Source organism: Variovorax sp. GW821-FHT06D12, from assembly GCF_059419205.1.
The window spans coordinates 1,340,709-1,360,604 of record NZ_JBWKRI010000001.1 but is presented as its reverse complement, the minus strand read 5'-3'; the positions used below and the strand labels follow the sequence as shown (position 1 = coordinate 1,360,604).

19 protein-coding genes are annotated in these 19,896 nt (G+C 67.6%); 15 read left to right on the top strand and 4 right to left on the bottom strand.

Annotation, left to right across the window (positions count from 1 at the left end; translation table 11 throughout):
- Positions 1–24: 24 nt before the first annotated feature.
- The 5 genes from AC07SQ_RS06145 to AC07SQ_RS06125 are packed head-to-tail and all read left to right on the top strand — an operon-like array spanning position 25 to position 4,438.
- Positions 25–1,503, top strand: a complete 1,479-nt coding sequence (locus AC07SQ_RS06145; protein WP_495270413.1) for an NADH-quinone oxidoreductase subunit M — start codon at positions 25–27, stop codon at positions 1,501–1,503.
- A gap of 24 nt (positions 1,504–1,527) precedes the next feature.
- The gene (gene nuoN / locus AC07SQ_RS06140; RefSeq protein WP_062475383.1) at positions 1,528–3,015 is read left to right on the top strand and encodes an NADH-quinone oxidoreductase subunit NuoN; all 1,488 of its coding nucleotides are present in this window, start codon (positions 1,528–1,530) and stop codon (positions 3,013–3,015) included.
- Positions 3,016–3,031: 16 nt separating this feature from the next.
- Positions 3,032–3,337, top strand: coding sequence for a DUF2818 family protein (locus tag AC07SQ_RS06135; RefSeq protein ID WP_495270414.1), 306 nt, complete (start codon positions 3,032–3,034; stop codon positions 3,335–3,337).
- Between the two features lie 5 nt (positions 3,338–3,342).
- A complete protein-coding gene (locus AC07SQ_RS06130) occupies positions 3,343–3,948 on the top strand; it encodes an NUDIX domain-containing protein (RefSeq protein WP_495270415.1) in 606 nt (201 codons plus the stop codon).
- Between the two features lie 7 nt (positions 3,949–3,955).
- The gene (locus AC07SQ_RS06125) at positions 3,956–4,438 is read left to right on the top strand and encodes a DUF1178 family protein (RefSeq protein ID WP_495270416.1); all 483 of its coding nucleotides are present in this window, start codon (positions 3,956–3,958) and stop codon (positions 4,436–4,438) included.
- A 39-nt stretch (positions 4,439–4,477) separates the two neighbouring features.
- Here AC07SQ_RS06125 and AC07SQ_RS06120 read toward each other — a convergent pair whose 3' ends face one another.
- Positions 4,478–6,265 (bottom strand): ABC transporter transmembrane domain-containing protein, encoded by a 1,788-nt coding sequence (locus AC07SQ_RS06120; RefSeq protein WP_495270417.1) that lies wholly within the window; start codon positions 6,263–6,265, stop codon positions 4,478–4,480.
- 78 nt (positions 6,266–6,343) lie between these two features.
- On the opposite strand from AC07SQ_RS06120, the gene AC07SQ_RS06115 reads away from it, so the two are divergent.
- Genes AC07SQ_RS06115 through AC07SQ_RS06095 form a run of 5 tightly spaced genes read left to right on the top strand, consistent with a single transcriptional unit; the run spans position 6,344 to position 12,238 of the window.
- Positions 6,344–6,880, top strand: a complete 537-nt coding sequence (locus tag AC07SQ_RS06115; protein WP_159271080.1) for a MarR family winged helix-turn-helix transcriptional regulator — start codon at positions 6,344–6,346, stop codon at positions 6,878–6,880.
- Positions 6,873–8,351, top strand: coding sequence for an efflux transporter outer membrane subunit (locus AC07SQ_RS06110; RefSeq protein WP_495270418.1), 1,479 nt, complete (start codon positions 6,873–6,875; stop codon positions 8,349–8,351). Before AC07SQ_RS06115 ends, AC07SQ_RS06110 begins: the two co-directional genes overlap by 8 nt.
- A gap of 35 nt (positions 8,352–8,386) precedes the next feature.
- Positions 8,387–9,712, top strand: coding sequence for an HlyD family secretion protein (locus AC07SQ_RS06105; protein WP_495270419.1), 1,326 nt, complete (start codon positions 8,387–8,389; stop codon positions 9,710–9,712).
- A gap of 35 nt (positions 9,713–9,747) precedes the next feature.
- A complete protein-coding gene (locus AC07SQ_RS06100) occupies positions 9,748–11,310 on the top strand; it encodes a DHA2 family efflux MFS transporter permease subunit (RefSeq protein ID WP_062474087.1) in 1,563 nt (520 codons plus the stop codon).
- 19 nt (positions 11,311–11,329) lie between these two features.
- A complete protein-coding gene (locus AC07SQ_RS06095; protein ID WP_495270420.1) occupies positions 11,330–12,238 on the top strand; it encodes a LysR family transcriptional regulator in 909 nt (302 codons plus the stop codon).
- Positions 12,239–12,254: 16 nt separating this feature from the next.
- Here AC07SQ_RS06095 and AC07SQ_RS06090 read toward each other — a convergent pair whose 3' ends face one another.
- The 3 genes from AC07SQ_RS06090 to AC07SQ_RS06080 all read right to left on the bottom strand — a co-directional run bounded on the left by AC07SQ_RS06090 (position 12,255) and on the right by AC07SQ_RS06080 (position 14,683).
- Positions 12,255–12,698: a cupin domain-containing protein gene (locus tag AC07SQ_RS06090; RefSeq protein WP_495270421.1), complete on the bottom strand. Its 444-nt coding sequence runs from the start codon at positions 12,696–12,698 to the stop codon at positions 12,255–12,257.
- Between the two features lie 51 nt (positions 12,699–12,749).
- Entirely contained in the window at positions 12,750–13,367 is a 618-nt protein-coding gene (locus AC07SQ_RS06085) for a cysteine hydrolase family protein (protein ID WP_495270422.1), read from the bottom strand.
- Positions 13,368–13,474: 107 nt separating this feature from the next.
- Positions 13,475–14,683, bottom strand: coding sequence for an AGE family epimerase/isomerase (locus tag AC07SQ_RS06080; protein WP_495270423.1), 1,209 nt, complete (start codon positions 14,681–14,683; stop codon positions 13,475–13,477).
- Between the two features lie 340 nt (positions 14,684–15,023).
- Here AC07SQ_RS06080 and AC07SQ_RS06075 point away from each other — a divergent pair, with 340 nt between their 5' ends.
- From AC07SQ_RS06075 to AC07SQ_RS06055, 5 genes are read left to right on the top strand one after another with little or no spacing between them, the layout of a single operon-like run.
- A complete protein-coding gene (locus AC07SQ_RS06075; RefSeq protein WP_062474077.1) occupies positions 15,024–15,794 on the top strand; it encodes an ABC transporter ATP-binding protein in 771 nt (256 codons plus the stop codon).
- Positions 15,794–16,501, top strand: a complete 708-nt coding sequence (locus tag AC07SQ_RS06070; RefSeq protein ID WP_062474075.1) for an ABC transporter ATP-binding protein — start codon at positions 15,794–15,796, stop codon at positions 16,499–16,501. Before AC07SQ_RS06075 ends, AC07SQ_RS06070 begins: the two co-directional genes overlap by 1 nt.
- Before the next feature lie 37 nt (positions 16,502–16,538).
- Complete coding sequence (locus AC07SQ_RS06065; protein ID WP_062474073.1) at positions 16,539–17,738, top strand: ABC transporter substrate-binding protein; 1,200 nt, start codon at positions 16,539–16,541, stop codon at positions 17,736–17,738.
- A gap of 31 nt (positions 17,739–17,769) precedes the next feature.
- Positions 17,770–18,966 (top strand): ABC transporter substrate-binding protein, encoded by a 1,197-nt coding sequence (locus AC07SQ_RS06060; protein ID WP_495270424.1) that lies wholly within the window; start codon positions 17,770–17,772, stop codon positions 18,964–18,966.
- A 45-nt stretch (positions 18,967–19,011) separates the two neighbouring features.
- Positions 19,012–19,887: a branched-chain amino acid ABC transporter permease gene (locus tag AC07SQ_RS06055; protein WP_062474069.1), complete on the top strand. Its 876-nt coding sequence runs from the start codon at positions 19,012–19,014 to the stop codon at positions 19,885–19,887.
- The last annotated feature ends 9 nt before the right edge of the window (positions 19,888–19,896 follow it).

Below are 19,896 nucleotides of genomic sequence, written 5' to 3'. Positions count from 1 at the left end.
CCCGAACGCTGGAGAAAAAGAAAAATGGGTTTGTTGAGCCTTGCCATCTGGGTGCCGATCGCATTCGGCGCCGTGCTGCTGGCGTTTGGCCGCGACGAGCACGCCAAGGGCGTGCGCTGGGTCGCGCTCGTCGGTGCCATCGTGAGCTTCCTGGTCACGGTGCCGCTGTTCACGCGCTTCCAGAACGGAACCGCCGCGATGCAGTTCGTCGAGAAGACGAGCTGGATCTCGCGCTTCAACGTCAACTACCACCTGGGCATCGACGGCATGTCGCTGTGGCTGGTGCTGCTGACCTCGTTCATCACGGTCGTGGTCGTGATCTCGGCCTGGGAAGTGATCACCGAGCGCGTGAACCAGTACATGGGCGCGTTCCTGATCCTGTCGGGTTTCATGATCGGCGTGTTCTCGGCGCTCGACGGCATCCTGTTCTACGTGTTCTTCGAAGCCACGCTGATCCCGATGTACCTGATCATCGGCATCTGGGGCGGCCCGAACAAGATCTACGCGGCGTTCAAGTTCTTCCTGTACACGCTGCTCGGCTCGCTGCTGATGCTGGTCGCGCTGATCTTCCTGTACAACAAGTCGGGCGGCAGCTTCGACATCCTGAGCTGGCACAAGCTGCCGCTGGGTGCGACCGCGCAGACCTTCCTGTTCTTCGCCTTCTTCGCGGCCTTCGCCGTGAAGGTGCCGATGTGGCCGGTCCACACATGGCTGCCCGACGTGCACGTCGAGGCCCCCACCGGCGGCTCGGCCGTGCTGGCCGCGATCATGCTGAAGCTGGGTGCCTATGGTTTCCTGCGCTTCTCGATGCCCATCGCGCCTGACGCTTCGCACGAATGGGCCTGGCTCATGATCGCGCTGTCGCTCATCGCCGTGATCTACGTGGGCCTGGTGGCGCTGGTGCAGCAGGACATGAAGAAGCTGGTGGCGTACTCGTCGGTCGCCCACATGGGCTTCGTGACGCTGGGCTTCTTCATCTTCAACGAGCTCGGCGTGTCCGGCGGCATCGTGCAGATGATTGCCCACGGCTTCGTGTCGGGCGCCATGTTCCTGGGCATCGGCGTGCTGTACGACCGCGTCCACTCGCGTCAGATCGCCGACTACGGCGGCGTGGTCAACACCATGCCCAAGTTCGCCGCGTTCGCGCTGCTGTTCGCCATGGCCAACTGCGGCCTGCCGGGCACCGCCGGTTTCGTGGGTGAATGGATGGTGATCCTGGGCGCCGTCAAGGCCAACTTCTGGGTCGGCCTGGGCGCTGCCACCGCACTGATCTTCGGCGCTGCCTACACCCTGTGGATGTACAAACGCGTGTACCTGGGCCCGGTCGGTAACGACCACGTCAAGGAACTGAAGGACATCAACGCCCGCGAATTCCTGATGCTCTCGCTGCTGGCGATCGCCGTGCTGTGGATGGGCCTGTATCCGAAGCCTTTCACCGACGCGATGGATGCCTCCGTCGTCGAGCTTCTGCGCCACGTGGCGATTTCGAAGCTGCCCGTCTGATGCCACGCTGAAGAAGAGAACGAGATGATTGACAAACTCAGCTGGGTGACGATCTACCCCGAAATCGTGTTGCTGGTCATGGCCTGCATCATTGCGCTGGTCGACCTGTCGGACACGAGCCCGCGCCGCACCCGCACCTACATCCTGACGCTGCTCACGCTGGCGGCGGTGGCCGTGCTCACGGGCCTGGCCGCTGTCGGCGGCAAGACCTCCTACGGCTTCGGCGGCATGGTGGTGAGCGACACGATGGGCAACTGGCTCAAGTGCTTCGCCTCGCTGGCCCTGATGGTGACGCTGGTCTACGGCCGTCCCTACGCGGCCGACCGCGAGATGCTGCGTGGCGGCGAGATGTTCACGATCAGCATGCTGGCCCTGCTGGGCATGTTCGTGATGATCGGTGGCAGCAACTTTCTGCTGATCTACCTCGGCCTGGAACTGCTCACGCTGTCGAGCTACGCGCTCGTGGCGCTGCGCCGCGACAACGCGGTGGCCAGCGAAGCCGCCATGAAGTACTTCGTGCTCGGCGCCATGGCCAGCGGCTTCCTGCTGTACGGCCTGTCGATGATGTACGGCGCCACCGGCTCGCTCGACCTGAACGAAGTGTTCAAGGCGATCTCGACCGGCAAGGTGAACCACCAGGTGCTGGTGTTCGGCCTGGTCTTCATCGTGGCCGGCCTGGCGTTCAAGGTCGGTGCCGCACCGTTCCACATGTGGGTGCCCGACGTCTACCAGGGCGCGCCGACGGCGATCACGCTGCTGATCGGCGCCGCGCCCGAACTGGCTGCCTTCGGCATCATCATCCGCCTGCTGGTCGACGGCCTGCAGCCGCTGGCCATCGACTGGCAGCAGATGCTCGCCGTGCTGGCGGTGGCGTCGCTGGTGATCGGCAACCTTGCCGCCATCGCGCAGAGCAACCTCAAGCGCATGCTGGCGTACTCGACCATCGCGCAGATGGGCTTCATGCTGCTGGGCCTGGTGGCGGGTTCCGACCTGCAGGGCACGCAGAACGCGCAGGCCGCCTACAGCGCCGCGATGTTCTATGTCGTGACCTACGTGCTGACCACGCTGGCGAGCTTCGGCATCATCCTGCTGCTGGCGCGCGAAGGCTTCGAAAGCGAAGAGATCACCGACCTGGCCGGCCTGAACCAGCGCAGCCCGCTGTACGCCGGCGTGATGGCCATCGCGATGTTCTCGCTGGCCGGCCTGCCGCCGCTGGTTGGCTTCTACGCCAAGCTGGCCGTGCTGCAGGCGCTGATCGCCTCGGGCGCTGCCATCTACATCGGCCTAGCGGTGTTCGCCGTGATCACCTCGCTGATCGGCGCGTTCTACTACCTGCGCGTGGTCAAGGTCATGTACTTCGACGCACCCGTCACGGCGACCACCGTGTCGGCCTCGTTCGACGTGCGCACCGTGCTCACGATCAACGGCGCGCTGATCCTGATTCTTGGCGTGCTGCCCGGCGGTCTGATGACGCTGTGCTACGACGCCATCGCGGCCACGCTGGCCCACTGACGCGGTCCGCAACACGGTGTCGCAAACCGCGTCGGTCTGGGTGGTGCTGCTGGTGGCCCTGGTGGCCGCCAACCTGCCGTTCCTGAATGAGCGCCTGTTCGGGGCGGTGCCGCTGTCGACTTCGCACAAGTCGCTCGCCATCCGCTTCGGCGAACTGGTGGTGCTGTACTTCATTGCCGGCGGCATCGGCCTGCTGTTCGAACGCAGGGCAGGGCAGATCGCTGCGCAGGGCTGGGAGTTCTACGCGGTGACGGCCTCGCTGTTCGTCGTGCTGGCGTTTCCCGGGTTCACCTGGCGCTACCTGATGAAGCACAGGCACTGACCGACATGACTTCTCCCGCCACCGATCTGCACCTGAAGGAAGAGCTCGTCAGCAGCGAAGATCTCTTCAAGGGCAAGTTCCTGCACGCCAAGCGCGACACCATCCGCCTGCCCGACGGCCACAGCGCCACGCGCGAGTACGTGGTGCATCCCGGCGCGGTGGTGGTGATTCCGCTGCTCGACGACGGCCGCGTGGTGCTGGAGCGCCAGTTCCGCTACCCGGTGGACCAGGTGATCGTGGAGTTTCCCGCGGGCAAGCTCGACGCCGGCGAAGATCCGTTGCTGTGCGGCCAGCGCGAACTGCTCGAGGAAACCGGCTACTCCGCGCGCGAATGGGCGCATGCGGGCGCCACGCACCTGGCGGTGGCGTACTCGACCGAGATCATCCACATCTACTTCGCACGCGGCCTCTCGCTGGGCGAGCGTCAGCTCGACCACGGCGAGTTTCTTGACGTGTTCACAGCCACGCCGCAGGAGCTCATCGGCTGGTGCCGCGACGGCACCGTGACCGACGCGAAGACGCTCACCTGCGCCCTGTGGCTGCAGAACGTCCTGTCGGGCGCATGGGCACTGGATTGGCAGGCCGCAGCCTCGCAAGGCGGCGCGGGATAATCCGCGCATGAAGGTCCTCGATCTCCGCTGCACGCACGGCCACGGCTTCGAGGGCTGGTTCGCGTCCAACGAGGCGTTCGACAGCCAGCTCGCCAGCGGCCTCGTCGAGTGCCCGGTCTGCGGCGACACCGCCATCGTCAAGCTGCTGAGCGCGCCCCGCCTGAACCTGAGCAACGCCAAGGCGCCGAAGGAAGAAGGGCGCGACGCGGCCCAAGCGCCGTCGGCGCCTGCATCGCCATCCACTCAAGTATCCGCAACCGCGACTTCACCTGAAGCCCGTTGGATGCGCGCCGTGCGCGAAGTGCTGGCCAAGACCGAAGACGTCGGCGACCGCTTCGCCGACGAGGCGCGCAAGATGCACTACGGCGAAACCGCCGAGCGCGGCATCCGCGGCCAGGCCACGCCAGAGCAGACCGAGGCGCTGCTCGATGAAGGCATTCCGGTGATGGCGCTGCCGATTCCGGCAGCGCTGAAAGAAACCCTGCAGTAACCGGCCGGCTCGGCGACGAGCCCGTCCGGCCCGACCCGCTCAGGCCGTGAACTGCAGCGCGGCCAGCCGCGCGTACACGCCGCCTTGCGCCACCAGCGCCGCGTGCGTTCCCTGTTCGACGATGCCGCCGTGGTCCAGCACGATGATGCGGTCGGCCTTCTGCACGGTCGCCAGGCGGTGGGCGATCACGAGCGTGGTGCGGTTTTCCATCGCCGATTCCAGCGCGGCCTGCACCATGCGCTCGCTCTCGGCGTCGAGCGCGCTGGTAGCTTCGTCCAGCAGCAGCAGCGGCGGGTTCTTCAAAATGGCCCGCGCGATCGCGATGCGCTGGCGCTGGCCGCCCGACAGCCGCACGCCGCGTTCGCCCAGGAAGGTGTCGTAGCCCTCGGGCAGGGCCTGCAGGAAGTCGTGCGCAAAGGCGGCGCGCGCAGCGGCGTGCACCTCCTCGGCGCTGGCGTCGGGCCGGCCGTAGCGGATGTTCTCGAAGGCGCTGGCCGAGAAGATCACCGCGTCCTGCGGCACGAGGCCGATGCGGGTGCGCAGGTCGTGCAGGGCGAGTGCGTCCAGCGACGCGCCGTCGAGCACGATGCGGCCCGACTGCGGGTCGTAGTAGCGCAGCAGCAACTGGAACACCGTGCTCTTGCCCGCGCCGCTCGATCCCACCAGCGCCACGGTCTCGCCCGGCGCGATGTCCAGGCTGAAGTCGCGCAGCGCCGGCGTGCCCGGCCGCGAGGGGTAGTGGAAGGTGATGGCGTCGAAGCGGATGGCGCTGCCCGCCGCGGGGACGGGCGCGACCGCCGGTCGTGCGGGTGAGGCGATGGCCGTCGGCGCGTGCAGCAGTTCCATCAGGCGCTCGGTGGCGCCGGCGGCGCGCAGCAGGTCGCCGTACACCTCGCCGAGCACCGCCGTGGCGCTCGCCAGGATCGCCACGTAGACCACGGTCTGGCCCAGGTGGCCGGCCGTGATGTCGCCGCGCAGCACGGCCTGCGTGCCTTCGTACAGGCCCCAGAGCAGGGCGGCCGAGGTGGCGATGATGATGAAGGCCACCAGCACCGAGCGCGCGCGCGTGCGGCGCACGGCGGTATGGAAGGCGTTCTCGGTTGAGCTGTTGAAGCGGTCGGCCTCGCGGCCTTCGGCCGTGTAGCTCTGCACCACGGGAATCGCGTTCAGCACCTCGGCCGCGATGGCGCTCGAGTCGGCCACGCGGTCCTGGCTGGCGCGCGACAGCTTGCGCACGCGGCGGCCGAACCACATGCTCGGCAGCACCACCAGCACCAGGATGCCCAGCACCTGCACCATCACATAGGGGTTGGTCCAGACCAGCACCGCCAGCGCGCCCACGCCCATGACGGCGTTGCGCAGGCCCATGCTCAGCGACGAGCCGACGACCGTCTGCACGAGCGTGGTGTCGGCCGTGAGGCGCGACAGCACCTCGCCGGTCTGCGTGGTCTCGAAGAAGGCCGGGCTCTGCTGCAGTACATGGCCGTAGACCGCATTGCGCAGGTCGGCCGTGACACGCTCGCCGAGCCAGCTCACCGTATAGAAGCGCGCGGCCGAAAACAGGCCCAGTGCCACGGCCACCGCGAAGAGGGCGCCGAAGTGCTCGCGCAGCGCCATGGTCTGCGCGCCCTTGTCGGCGCTGACCAAACCGCCATCAATCAGGCTGCGTAGGGCGATAGGGAAAGCCAGCGTCGTGACGGCCGCCATCACCAGGAAGACCCCCGCCAGAACGATCTGCACGCGGTAGGGGCGAAGGAAGGGGCGCAACCCCGACAGCGAGCGGGGCGAACCCTTGGCTGCGGAGGACGACGGAGGGGAAGAAGCCATGGGCGCGAATTCTACCGAGCCCTTGCCCCCACAAAGGTCGCCTTGACAGTAATTGCCATGACAACTAATATTTCGGCCATGAGCGATGCCCCCATTTCCCCGGTCCCTCCGACGCCCGACGAGGCCGTGCGCCCGCCGGCCGACTTTTATCGCGCCGAGGACTACCGCGCCGAAGAGAGCATCGGCTACCTGATGCGCCGCATCGTCACGTCCGTGGGCCAGACCGTCGGCACGCGCATGTGCGAGCCGGGCAGCCCCACGTACCCGCAGTGGGTGCCGCTGTACAAGCTGCACGTCGGCGCCGCCACCACCGTGGCCGAACTGGCCCGCGCCTGCGAACTCGACACCGGTGCCATGACGCGCCTGCTCGACCGCCTCGAGGCCAAGGGCCTGTGCCGCCGCGTGCGCTCGCTCGAAGACCGCCGCGTGGTCAACATCGAACTCACCGACGAAGGCCGTGCGGCCGCGAAGGAAGTGCCTTATGTGCTGAGCCGGGTGCAGAACGAGTACCTGGCCGGCTTCAGCCTCGAAGAATGGGAGCAGCTCAAGGACTACTTGCGCCGCATCCTCGACAACGCACAGGGCCTCGCGGCCCGTGGAGAGAAGAATGACTGAGTCTTTCGCCGTGCGCGCGCTGCGCCGCACGCCTGTGGTGGCCGCCGCGCTGGCGGTGGTCGCGCTCGCCGGTTGCGCCGACATGGCCGGCATCGGCTCGCACGCGAAGTTGCGCGATGCGTCCACGCTCGGCATCGCAGCCGACCCCGCGCGCGCGTCCGTGCCCAGCCTCGACAGCCAGTGGTGGCAGGCCTTCGGCGACAGCCAGCTCAATGCGCTGGTCGACCAGGCCGTGGCCGGCAACCCGAACCTGCAGGTCGCGCGTGCGCGGCTCGTGCGTGCCCAGGCCTCGGCGGACATCGCCGGCGCGGCGCTGCTGCCCAAGGTCGGTGCCGACCTGAACCTGAACCGCCAGAAGTTCAACAGCAACTACATCTACCCGGCGCCGCTGGGCGGCTCGACGCAGAACATCGGCCTGCTGCAGCTGGGCGCGAGCTGGGAGCTCGACTTCTTCGGCAAGAACCGCAGCGCGCTCGACACCGCCCTCGGCACGGCCAACGCAGCAGCGGCCGACGCCGATGCCGCGCGCGTGCTGCTCGCGAGCAACGTGGCGCGCAGCTACTTCCAGTGGGCGCGCCTGAACGAGCAGGTCGAAGTGGCCAAGCGCACGCTGGCCCAGCGCGACGAGACCTTCAAGCTGGTGCGCGACCGCGTGGCGGCCGGCCTCGACACCCGTCTCGAACTGCGCCAGAGCGAAGGCGGCCTGCCCGAGGCGCGCCAGCAGATCGAAGCGCTCAACGAGCAGATCGCGCTGCAGCAGCACGCGCTCGATGCGCTCGTGGGCCAGCCCAACGTGTCGGCCTCGCTCAAGCCGCCGGTGCTCGCCGGCGTGAAGCCGATGGCGCTGCAGGCGAACATCCCGGCCGACCTGCTGGGCCGCCGCGCCGACATCGCCGCCGCGCGCTGGCGCGTCGAAGCGGCCACCAGCGACGTGGCCAATGCCAAGACCCAGTTCTATCCCAACGTGAACCTCACGGCCTTTGCCGGCTTCCAGAGCCTGGGTTTCGGCAAGCTGCTCAAGTCGGGCAGCGAGCAGTGGGGCGTGGGCCCGGCCATCCACCTGCCGATCTTCGAAGGCGGGCGCCTGCGCGCCAACCTGCGCGGCAAGTCGGCCGACCTCGACGTGGCCATCGAAAGCTACAACGCCACCGTGCTCGACGCCGTGCGCGACGCGGCCGACCAGGTGTCGAGCGCACAGTCGATCACGCGCCAGCAGACCGAACAGCGCGCCGCGCAGACGGCCGCCGAAGGCGCCTACGACATTGCCGTGCAGCGCTACCGCGCCGGCCTGGGCAACTACCTCAACGTGCTGACCGCCGAAACCGCCGTGCTGGCTCAGCGCCGGCTCGCGGTCGACCTGGCGGCCCGCGCCCTCGACACGCAGGTGGGCCTGGCGCGCGCCCTGGGCGGCGGCTGGCAGCCGCCGGCCACCGCCACGGCGGCTGCCCCGACGGCCGCCACCCAGAACTGATTTGCTGATCCGCCTTCTTCGGAAAGAACTCCATCATGAGCGATAACAACACTCCGACATCCGCTTCCCCCGTATCCCCCGCCGCCGCGCCCGAGGCGCCCGCGGGCAACGGCAAGCGCCGCCGCGCACTCACCGCGCTCACCGCCGTGGTGCTGGTCGCCGGCGGCGGCTGGGGCCTGTACGAATGGCTGGTCGCCAGCCACTACGAGAACACCGACAACGCCTACGTGCAGGGCAACGTCATCCAGATCACGCCGCAGATCGGCGGCACCGTCATGGCCATCGGTGCCGACGACACCGACTTCGTGAAGGCCGGCCAGCCGCTGGTGCAGCTCGACCCGGCCGACGCCAAGGTCGCACTCGAGCAGGCCGAGGCCGCGCTCGCGCAGGCCGTGCGCCAGGTGCGCACGCTGTACGCCAACAACGGCTCGCTGGCCGCGCAGGTCACGCTGCGCCAGAGCGACATCGCCAAGGCCCAGAGCGACATCGCCAAGGCGCAGGACGACCTGCAGCGCCGCCGCGCGCTGTCGGGCAACGGCGCCGTGTCGAAGGAAGAACTCAACCACGCCGAGACGCAACTGGCCAACGCCAGGAGCGCACTGGCCGCCGCACAGGCCGGCGTGGTCGCCGCGCGCGAGGCGCTGGCCAGCAACCAGTCGCTGACCGAAGGCACCAGCGTGGCCCAGCATCCGAGCGTGCTGGCCGCCGCCGCCAAGGTGCGCGAGGCCTACCTCGCCACGCAGCGCGTGGCCATGCCCGCGCCGGTCGACGGCTACGTCGCCAAGCGCACCGTGCAGCTGGGCCAGCGCGTGGCCGCCGGCACGCCGATGATGTCCATCGTGCCGCTGCACCAGCTGTGGGTCGACGCCAACTTCAAGGAAGTGCAGCTGCGCAACATCCGCATCGACCAGCCCGTGAAGCTCACGGCCGACGTGTACGGCAAGAAGGTCGAGTACACCGGCAAGGTGGCCGGCCTGGGCGTGGGCACCGGCGCCGCCTTTGCGCTGCTGCCGGCGCAGAACGCCACCGGCAACTGGATCAAGGTGGTGCAGCGCGTCCCCGTGCGCATCGCACTCGACCCCGAGCAGCTCAAGGCCAACCCGCTGCGCATCGGCCTGTCGATGGACGCCGAGATCGACATCACGCAGAAGACCGGCAAGATGCTGGCCGATGCGCCGCGCAGCACCGCCTTCGCGCAGACGCAGGTCTACAGCCAGCTCGACCGCGGCGCCGACGCCGAGGTGGACCGCATCGTCGCCGCCAACCTCGGCCGCGGTGCGCCCACGGCAGCCGTGAGCCGCCCGGCAGCGTCCGCCGCCGCACCGGCCGTGCACGCCGCCACGCAGGGCCAGCCGGGCTGATCGCCGCCGGCTGCTGAACCCTCACAGCTCGCGCCATGGCCACTGCTGCTCCCGCTTACATCGCGCACCCCCCGCTCGAGGGCTCCGCCCGCGTCTGGGGCACGGTCGCGCTGTCCGCCGCCACCTTCATGAACGTGCTCGACTCGTCGATCGCCAACGTGTCGCTGCCGGCCATCTCGGGCGACCTTGGCGTGAGCACCACGCAAGGCACCTGGGTCATCACCAGCTTCGCGGTGGCCAACGCCATCGCGGTGCCGCTCACGGGTTTCATGACCCAGCGCTTCGGCCAGGTGCGCCTGTTCATGGCCAGCGTGATCCTGTTCATGGTCGCCTCGCTGCTGTGCGGCCTGGCGCCCAACATGACCACGCTCATCCTGTTTCGCGCGTTGCAGGGCTTCGTGGCGGGGCCGATGATCCCGCTGTCGCAGACGCTGCTGCTGTCGAGCTACCCGAAGGCCAAGGCCGGCCTGGCCATGGCCATGTGGTCGATGACGACGCTGGTCGCGCCCGTGATGGGACCGCTGCTCGGTGGCTGGATCACCGACAACATCTCGTGGCCGTGGATCTTCTACATCAACATCCCGGTGGGCATCGTGGCCGCGGCCATCACCTGGACGCTGTACCACAAGCGCGAGAGCAAGACGCACAAGGTGCCGATCGACGCCATCGGCCTGGCGCTGCTGGTGCTGTGGGTGGGCTCGCTGCAGCTCATGCTCGACAAGGGCAAGGAGCTCGACTGGTTCCACTCGGCCGAGATCGTCACCATGGCCGTGGTGGCCGTGGTCGGCTTCGCCTTCTTCCTGGTCTGGGAGCTGACCGACAAGCACCCGGTGGTCGACCTGTCGCTGTTCAAGCGCCGCAACTTCTGGTCGGGCGCGGTGGCCACGGCCATTGCCTACGGCCTGTTCTTCGGCAACGTGGTGTTGCTGCCGCTGTGGCTGCAGCAATGGATGGGCTACACCGCCACGCAGGCGGGGATGATCATGGCGCCCGTGGGGCTGCTGGCGATCTTCTTCTCGCCGGTGGTGGGCCTCACGGTGTCCAAGATCGACCCGCGCCGCTACGCGACCTTCTCGTTCCTCGTGTTCGCGCTGGTGCTGTGGATGCGCTCGAACTTCAACACGCAGGCCGACTTCGTGACGATCATCATCCCGACGATCATCCAGGGCATCGCGATGGCGTTCTTCTTCATTCCGCTCGTGACCATCACGCTGTCGGGCCTCACGCCCGACCGCATCCCGGCCGCGTCGGGGCTGTCGAACTTCCTGCGCATCACGGCGGGCGCCATGGGCACCTCGATCGCCACCACGCTATGGGACAGCCGCGCGGCCCTGCACCACGCGCAGCTCGTGGAGTCGGTGAACCCGGGCAACAGTGCGGCCACCAGCGCCATCTCGGGGCTGACCGGCAGCGGCTTCAGTTCCGAGCAGGTGCTCGGGCAGATCAACCGCCTGGTCGACCAGCAGTCGTTCATGCTCGCTACGAACGACATCTTCTATGCCTCGGCGGTGCTGTTCCTGCTGCTGATTCCGCTGGTGTGGCTGGCGCGGCCGCAAAAGGGCGGCGCGGGCGGCGACGCGGCCGCCGGCGCGCACTGACAACCGGCAGCGCTCGCGCATGGACCAGTTCGCGGCCATGAAGGCGTTCCGCGCCGTCGTGGAGGCCGGCGGCTTCACCGCCGCGGCCGACGCGATGGACGTGTCGCACACGGTGGTCTCGCGCCACGTCAAGCAGCTGGAAACGGCGCTGGGCGTGCAGCTGCTGAACCGCACCACCCGCCGCTTCGCGCTCACGCAGGCGGGCCAGACCTACTACGAGCACGCGCGGCAGATCCTCGACCAGGTCGAGACCGCGGCGCTGGTCGTGGCGCAGCACCAGGTCGAGCCCACGGGCCTGCTGCGCATCAACGCGCCGATGTCCTTCGGACTGGAAGAGTTGGCGCAGTGGCTGCCGGCTTTTCTCGACGCGCATCCGCAGGTCAAGGTCGACCTCGTGTGCAACGACCGCTTCGTCGACCTGATCGAAGAGGGCTTCGACGTGGGATTGCGACTGGCGTATGCACTCTCGGACTCGACGCTGATCGTCAAGCGCCTCGCGAGCTTCGAGGAGTGGTGGGTGGCGTCGCCCGCCTACCTGCAGCGGCGCGGCACGCCGCGCACGCCCGCCGACCTGGCGGGGCACGACTGCCTGAACTATTCATTGGCCGCGAAGGCCGCCCAGCCCAGCTTCACCGCGCCGGACGGCAGCGTCTGCACGGTCGACGTGGGCGGGCGGCTGCAGGCCAACAGCGGGCTCGTGCTGCGCAGCGCCGCGCTGGCGGGCACGGGGCTGGCGGCATCGCCGGCGTTCCTCGTACGCGACCACGTGGAGCGCGGCGAGCTGGTGCACGTGCTGCCCGAATTCCGCCAGCAGCCGCTGAACCTGTACGCGCTGTATCCGCAGAACCGGCACCTGTCGCCGAAGGTGCGGGCGTTTGTCGACTTTGCCGCCGCGCGCTACCTGCCCGCGGACGGGCAGGGCGACTGAGCGCGGCAGCCGCGCCTCACTTCGACGTAGTCGGCACCAGGTCGAAGCGATCGCTCTGGTACTGGAACAGCAGACAGTTCGCGCCCGGCTCGCAGCCGCTGCGGTGCGGCAGCCGCGCCGGCAGCAGGTAGTACGAGCCGGCCGGGTACAGCACCTTCTTGCCGTCATCGAAGATCGCATAGAACACACCCGAGAGCACGACGGACGGGAGCGCCTGCGTGTGGCGATGGTGCGGGTTGTCGAAGCCGGCCGGGAATTCGACGAAGGCTTCGTACGGGCCATTGCCCGTCAGGTTGCCGCGCACGTTGGCGTAGCGGATACCACCCGCGAGGGCCTGCCATTGCAACGTGTCGGCCGGCGCCGAGATCGGCGTGCGGGATGCCGGCGTGGCGGCGGTGGCGAGGCCCGGCGCGCACAGGGCGCAGGACAGGGCGAGGAACAAGGCGGAAGAGAACTTCATGGTCATGGATCGAAGAGGTTGGAATCGTGGGTGCATGCGAAGGGCAGGGCGTCAGCGGCCCGCTTCCAGTAGTTGCAGCACCTCCTCGGTCGAGCGCACCTCGGCCACCACATCCGACACGCCGCGCAGCGCCGCGCGATGCAGTTCGCGGTGGCCCAGTACGCTGCCTTCTTCCAGGTCGAGGTCGCGCGTCGCGCAGGCGTCGCCCACGATGAGGCTCTGGTAGCCGCGCGGGGCGGCATCGAAGGCGGTGGCCGACACGCACATGTGCGTCATGAGGCCCGTGAGGATCAGCGTCGTGATGCCGCGCGCCTGCAGCTCGGCCTCGAGCGTGGTGCCCGCAAAAGCGCTCGGCGTGGCCTTGCGCAGCACGGCGTGTTGAGGCGCCGGGCACAGTGCGTCGTGGATGCCGAAGGCGTGGCTGCCGTCCGCGAAGATCGGGCTGTCGGCGGGCGCCACATGCTGCACATGGAACACCGGCATCGCATGCCGGTCGGCGGCATCGATCAGGCGCCGCGCCTGGCGCAGGGCGGCGAGGCCATCGGGAATGGGCATGCGCCCGTCGAAGTACTCGTTCTGGAAATCGATCGCGATCAGCGCCGTGGCGGTGGGATCGAGACGGCTCGTGGGCACGGCGCCGGTGAGGCTGCGAATGCTGGGGTGCTTCATGCGTTCTCTGCGTGAGTGAAAGAAGGCTTGAAGCGTAGGCAGCCCGCGGGCTGCGGGGTAGATGCGTGGCCGCACAAGATTTGTGCGGATCGTGAAGGGTGACGCGGCTACTTCACGCCGTGGCCCAGTGCCTTCAACACGTCATGGCATGCGCCCATCGTGTGGTAATCGGTCTTGCCCGCCGGGCTCTTCTCGTCGCTGATCTTCGCGTTCTGCGGCGTGAGGATGCGGTACCACGCGCCGTGCGCGTGGTCGACGAAGTGGTCCCAGCTGTAGGCCCAGATCCGGTCGTACCAGTCCCAGTAGCCGGCGTCGCCCGTGCGCACCGCGAGCAGGGCGGCGGCGGCGAAGCTTTCGGCCTGCACCCAGAAGTACTTGTCGCCGTCGCACACTGCGCCGTCGGGCCCGAAGCCGTAGACCAGCCCGCCGTGCGTGGCGTCCCAGCCGCGCTGCATCGCGGTGTCGAAGAAGTGGCGCGCGCGCGGCACGAGCCATTCGGTGCCGGGCGCGCCGGGTCCGAGGTGGCTCTCGAGCTGCAACAGCAGCTTGGCCCATTCGGTGAGGTGGCCGGTCTGGAAGCCCCAGGGCCGGAAGATGTTGGTCTTGTCGCCGCGGTTGTAGTCCCAGTCGACCGACCAGTCCTCGCGGTAGTGCTCCCACACCAGTCCGTCGGCGAGCGTGGCCTGCCGGCCCGTGATGCTTTCGGCCAGCGTGCGTGCGCGCTGAAGGTAGAAGGGCTCGCGCGTGGCGTCGTAGGCCGCGAGCATGGCCTCGCAGGCGTGCATGTTGGCGTTCTGGCCGCGATAAGGGCCGACCTGCCAGCCGGGCGTCGCCTCGTCGGCGTACAGCTGGTGCTGCGGTTCCCAGAAATGCTGTTCCATCAGGTCGCGGGTGCGCGCGAGGCCGGCGCGTGCTTCCTCGACGCCGGCCATCAGCGCATGCGCGCGCGCCAGCAGCACGAAGGCCAGGCCGTAGCAGTGCTGCGTGCCGTCCTGCACCGTGGCTTGATGGCTATCCCAGTCGATCTGCCATGCATAGCCACCATTCGGCTGCGCATGCGCGGTCTGCAGGAACGCCAGGCCGTGGCGCACCGCCGCAAGATCGTCGGGCCGGCCGAAGCGGCGCCACGCCATCGCGTGGTTGAACACGAAGCGCGTGCTGCTCACGAGGTGGCGCGTGCGGCGGTCGTACACCGTGCCGTCGTCCTTGAAGAAATGGAAGAAGCCGCCCGAGGCATCGCGGCTGCGCGGCGCGTAGAACGCCAGCGTGTGGGCGATGTGGCCGGCAAGGAATTCGGGGGAGCGGAAGTTCGGCATGGCGGTGTTGGATTCAATCCGGGTGAAAGCGCATCGTGGCAGCGCAGCGGGCACGCGAGTTTTTCACGAAGCGTGCATGCGTGCCCGACATCCTCATGACGGTGCGCGTGCATGCATCACGCGTTCGCACCTGTGCGTGCTGCAGTGCGCAATGTCGTTGGGACGACAGTCGCTCGCGCAGAGGGTGCGCACTCTGTGAATGGTTGCAGTGCAGCATAGGCATTTGCCCCAGTATGCAATTGCATAGCAGCCACCAACAATCGGTCCGCGCTCGATGGTGGCGCATTGAGATGGACCGCATGACCGATTTCTTTTTTCCGCACACGGACGACGCCGCGAGATGAGCGACGTCATTCTTGAAACACGCCAGCTCACCAAGGAATTCAAGGGATTCACCGCGGTCAGCAAGGTCGACCTCTCGGTGAAGCGCGGTTCGATCCACGCGCTCATCGGCCCCAACGGTGCCGGCAAGACGACCTGCTTCAACCTGCTCACCAAATTCCTCGAGCCCACGGCCGGCACGATCCTGTTCAACGGCCACGACATCACGGGCGAACGCCCGGCGCAGATCGCGCGGCGCGGCGTGATCCGCTCGTTCCAGATCTCCGCCGTGTTCCCGCACCTCACGCTGCTCGAGAACGTGCGCCTGGGCCTGCAGCGCAAGCTCGGCACCTCGTACCACTTCTGGAAGAGCGAGAAGTCGCTCAAGCCGCTCGATGCGCGCGCCCGCGAACTGCTCGCCGAGGTGGGCCTCGAGGAACTGGCCGACGAACAGACCGTGAACCTGCCCTACGGCCGCAAGCGCGCGCTCGAGATCGCCACCACGCTGGCCATGGAGCCCGAGCTGATGCTGCTGGACGAACCCACGCAAGGCATGGGCCACGAAGACGTGCACCGCGTGGCCGAGCTCATCAAGCGCGTGTCGGCCGGACGCACCATCCTGATGGTCGAACACAACATGAGCGTGGTCTCGACCATCGCCGACACCATCACGGTGCTGCAGCGCGGCGCCGTGCTGGCCGAAGGCCCGTACGCCGAAGTCTCGAAGAACCCGCAGGTGATGGAGGCCTACATGGGCACCACCGACGGCGAAATGCAGGGGGCTCACTGATGACCGCTGCACTCGAAATCAAGGGCCTGCAGGCCTGGTACGGCGAATCGCACGTGCTGCACGGCGTCGACATGGTCGTGCAGCCGGGCGAGGTCGTCACGCTGCTGGGCCGCAATGGTGCGGGCCGCACGACGACGATGCGCGCCGTGATGGGGCTCACCGGCGCCCGCAAGGGCAGCATCAAGGTCAACGGCGTCGAGACCGTCTCGATGGCGACGCACCGCATCGCGCATCTGGGCATCGGCTACTGTCCCGAAGAGCGCGGCATCTTCGCCAGCCTCTCGTGCGAAGAAAACCTGATGCTGCCGCCCGAGCTCAAGGGCGCGGGGCAGGGCATGTCGGTCGACGAGATCTACGCCATGTTCCCCAACCTGGCCGAGCGCCGCCACAGCCAGGGCACGCGCCTGTCGGGCGGCGAGCAGCAGATGCTGGCCGTGGCGCGCATCCTGCGCACCGGCGCCAAGCTGCTGCTGCTCGACGAAATCTCCGAAGGCCTGGCGCCCGTCATCGTGCAGGCGCTGGCCCGCATGATCACCACGCTGCGCGCCAAGGGCTACACCATCGTCATGGTCGAGCAGAACTTCCGCTTCGCGGCGCCGCTGGCCGACCGCTTCTACGTGATGGAGCACGGCCGCATCGTCGAGAAGTTCGGCGCCGCCGAGCTCGAAGCCAAGATGCCCGTGCTGACCGAGCTGCTCGGCGTCTGAGTTCTTTCACCCCTTCTTGCTACTGCCGGAGACATCCATGAAAAATCAGCTCACCGCTTTCGCCCTGGCTTTCAGCGCACTGGCGCTCGCAGCGTCCGCCCAGGCGCAAGGCCAGGACAAGGTCAAGATCGGCTTCATCACCGACATGTCCAGCCTGTACGCCGACCTCGAAGGCAAGAACGGCGCGCTGGCGATCCAGATGGCCATCGACGACTTCGGTGGCAAGGCGGCCGGCAAGCCGGTCGAGCTGCTCACCGTCGACCACCAGAACAAGCCCGACATCGCCGCCTCGAAGGCGCGCGAGTGGATCGACACGCAAGGCCTGAGCATGGTCTTCGGCGGCACCAACTCGGGCGTGGGCCTGGCGCTGGCCAAGGTCGCGGCCGAGAAGAAGCGCGTGTACTTCAACAACGGCGCGGCCTCGTCGGCGCTCACCAACGAACAGTGCTCGCCCTACACCGTGCACTACGCCTACGACACCGTCGCGCTCGCCAAGGGCACCGGTGCCGCGGTGGTCGACGGCGGCGGCAAGACCTGGTTCTTCCTGACGGCCGACTACGCCTTCGGCCACGCGCTCGAAGCCGACACCTCCACCGTCGTGAAGGCCAAGGGCGGCACGATCGTCGGCGCGGTGCGCCATCCGCTCAACGCGTCCGACTTCTCGTCGTTCCTGCTGCAGGCGCAGAACTCCAAGGCGCAGATCCTGGGCCTGGCCAACGCGGGCGGCGACACCGTCAACAGCATCAAGGCGGCCAAGGAGTTCGGCATCGGCAAGACCATGAAGCTGGCCGGCCTGCTGATCTTCCTGAGCGACGTGCACAGCCTGGGCCTGAAGAACACCGAGGGCCTGCAGTTCACCACCAGCTGGTACTGGGACCTGAACGACGAGACCCGCAAGTTCGCCAAGCGCTTCTTCGACAAGACCAAGCGCATGCCCACCGAAATCCAGGCCGCCGACTACTCGGCCACCATGACCTACCTCAAGGCCGTGGACGCCGCCAAGACCGACGATGCCGACAAGGTCATGGCCGAGCTCAAGAAGATGAAGCTCAACGACTTCTTCGGCACCGGCCAGATCCGCCCCGACGGCCGCTACGTGCACGACATGTACCTGATGCAGGTCAAGTCGCCCGCCGAATCGAAGACGCCGTGGGACTACTACAAGCTCGTGAAGAAGCTGCCCGGCGACACGGTGTTCACCACCAAGGCCGAGTCCAAGTGCACGCTCTGGAAGTGACACCACCGAACACCCCACAGGAACAACATTCATGAAGACCACCACATTCGCTCTCTCCGCCGTTTTCGCCGCCACCGCGCTGGCCGCCGGCACCGCCCAGGCACAGGACAAGGTCAAGATCGGCTTCGTCACCGACATGTCGAGCCTGTACGCCGACGTCGAAGGCAAGAACGGCGCGCTGGCGATCCAGATGGCCATCGACGACTTCGGCGGCAAGGTCAACGGCATGCCCATCGAGCTGCTCACGGCCGACCACCAGAACAAGGCCGACATCGCCGCCTCCAAGGCGCGCGAGTGGATCGACACGCAGGGCCTGACCATGCTGTTCGGCGGCACCAGCTCCGGCACGGCCTTGGCCATGGCCAAGGTGGCGCAGGAGAAGAAGCGCGTCTTCGTCGTGAACGGCGCGGGCAGCTCGGCGCTCACCAACGAGCAGTGCTCGCCCTACACCGTGCACTACGCCTACGACACCGTCGCGCTCGCCAAGGGCACCGGCGCGGCCGTGATCGGCCGTGGCGACAAGAGCTGGTACTTCCTGACCGCCGACTACGCCTTCGGCCAGGCCCTCGAAGCCGACGCGACCAAGGTCGTGAAGGAAAAGGGCGGCACCGTGCTGGGCTCGGTGAAGGCGCCGCTCAACACCTCCGACTTCTCGTCCTTCCTGCTGCAGGCGCAGAACTCCAAGGCGCAGGTGCTGGCGCTGGCCAATGCCGGCGGCGACACCATCAACAGCATCAAGGCCGCGAAAGAGTTCGGCATCACCAAGAGCATGAAGATGGTGGGCCTGCTGGTGTTCGTGACCGACGTGCACAGCCTGGGCCTGAAGAACACCGAAGGCCTGCTGCTGACCACCAGCTGGGACTGGAACCTGGACGACAAGACGCGCGCCTTCGGCAAGCGCTTCTTCGAGAAGACCAAGCGCATGCCCACCGACATCCAGGCCGCCGACTACTCGGCCACCATGACCTACCTGAAGGCCGTGCAGGCCGCCAAGACGGTCGATGCCGACAAGGTCATGGCCACGCTCAAGTCCACGCCCATCGACGATTTCTACGCCAAGGGCAGCATCCGCGCCGACGGCCGCTTCGTGCACGACATGTACCTGGTGCAGGTCAAGTCGCCGGCCGAATCCAAGCAGCCGTGGGACTACTACAAGGTGGTCCAGAAGTTGAAGGGCGAAGAAGTCTTTACCACGAAGGCCGAGAGCCGCTGCGCCCTCTGGAAGTGACCTCCCGCGGGCGCCCCTGCGGCGCCCGGGTTCGTTGAAACGCTTATGAACATTTCCCTTCCCGCCTTGTTGAGCCAGCTCCTTCTGGGGCTGGTCAACGGCTCGTTCTACGCCATCCTGAGCCTCGGGCTGGCGGTGATCTTCGGTTTGCTCAACGTCATCAACTTCGCGCACGGTGCGCTGTTCATGCTCGGGGCCGTCCTCACCTGGATGGCGATGGAGTACCTGGGCGTCAACTACTGGGTGATGCTGATCGCCGCGCCGGTCCTCATCGGCCTGTTCGGCGTGGTCATCGAACGATTGCTGCTGCGCTGGATCTACAAGCTCGACCACCTCTACGGCCTGCTGCTCACGCTGGGCCTCACGTTGCTGATCGAAGGCGTGTTCCGCTCGGTCTACGGCGTGTCGGGGCTGCCCTACGATGCGCCCGAGCTGCTGTCCAGCGCCACCGACCTGGGCTTCATGGTGCTGCCCAACTACCGTGCCTGGGTGGTCGTGGCGTCGCTGGTGATCTGCTTTGCGACCTGGTACGTGATCGAGAAGACGCGCCTGGGCGCCTACCTGCGCGCCGGCACCGAGAACCCGCGCCTGGTGGAGGCCTTCGGCGTCAACGTGCCGCTGATGATCACGCTGACCTACGCCTTCGGCTGCGCGCTCGCTGCCTTCGCCGGCGTGCTGGCCGCGCCGGTGATGCAGGTGTCGCCGCTGATGGGGCAGAACCTCATCATCGTGGTGTTCGCGGTGGTCGTGATCGGCGGCATGGGCTCCATCATGGGCGCCATCCTCACGGGCCTGGGCCTGGGCGTGATCGAGGGGCTCACCAAGGTTTTCTATCCCGAGGCTTCTTCGACGGTTGTGTTCGTGATCATGGTCATCGTGCTGCTCATCCGCCCCGCCGGCCTGTTCGGCAAAGAGAAATAAGGCGAGCGG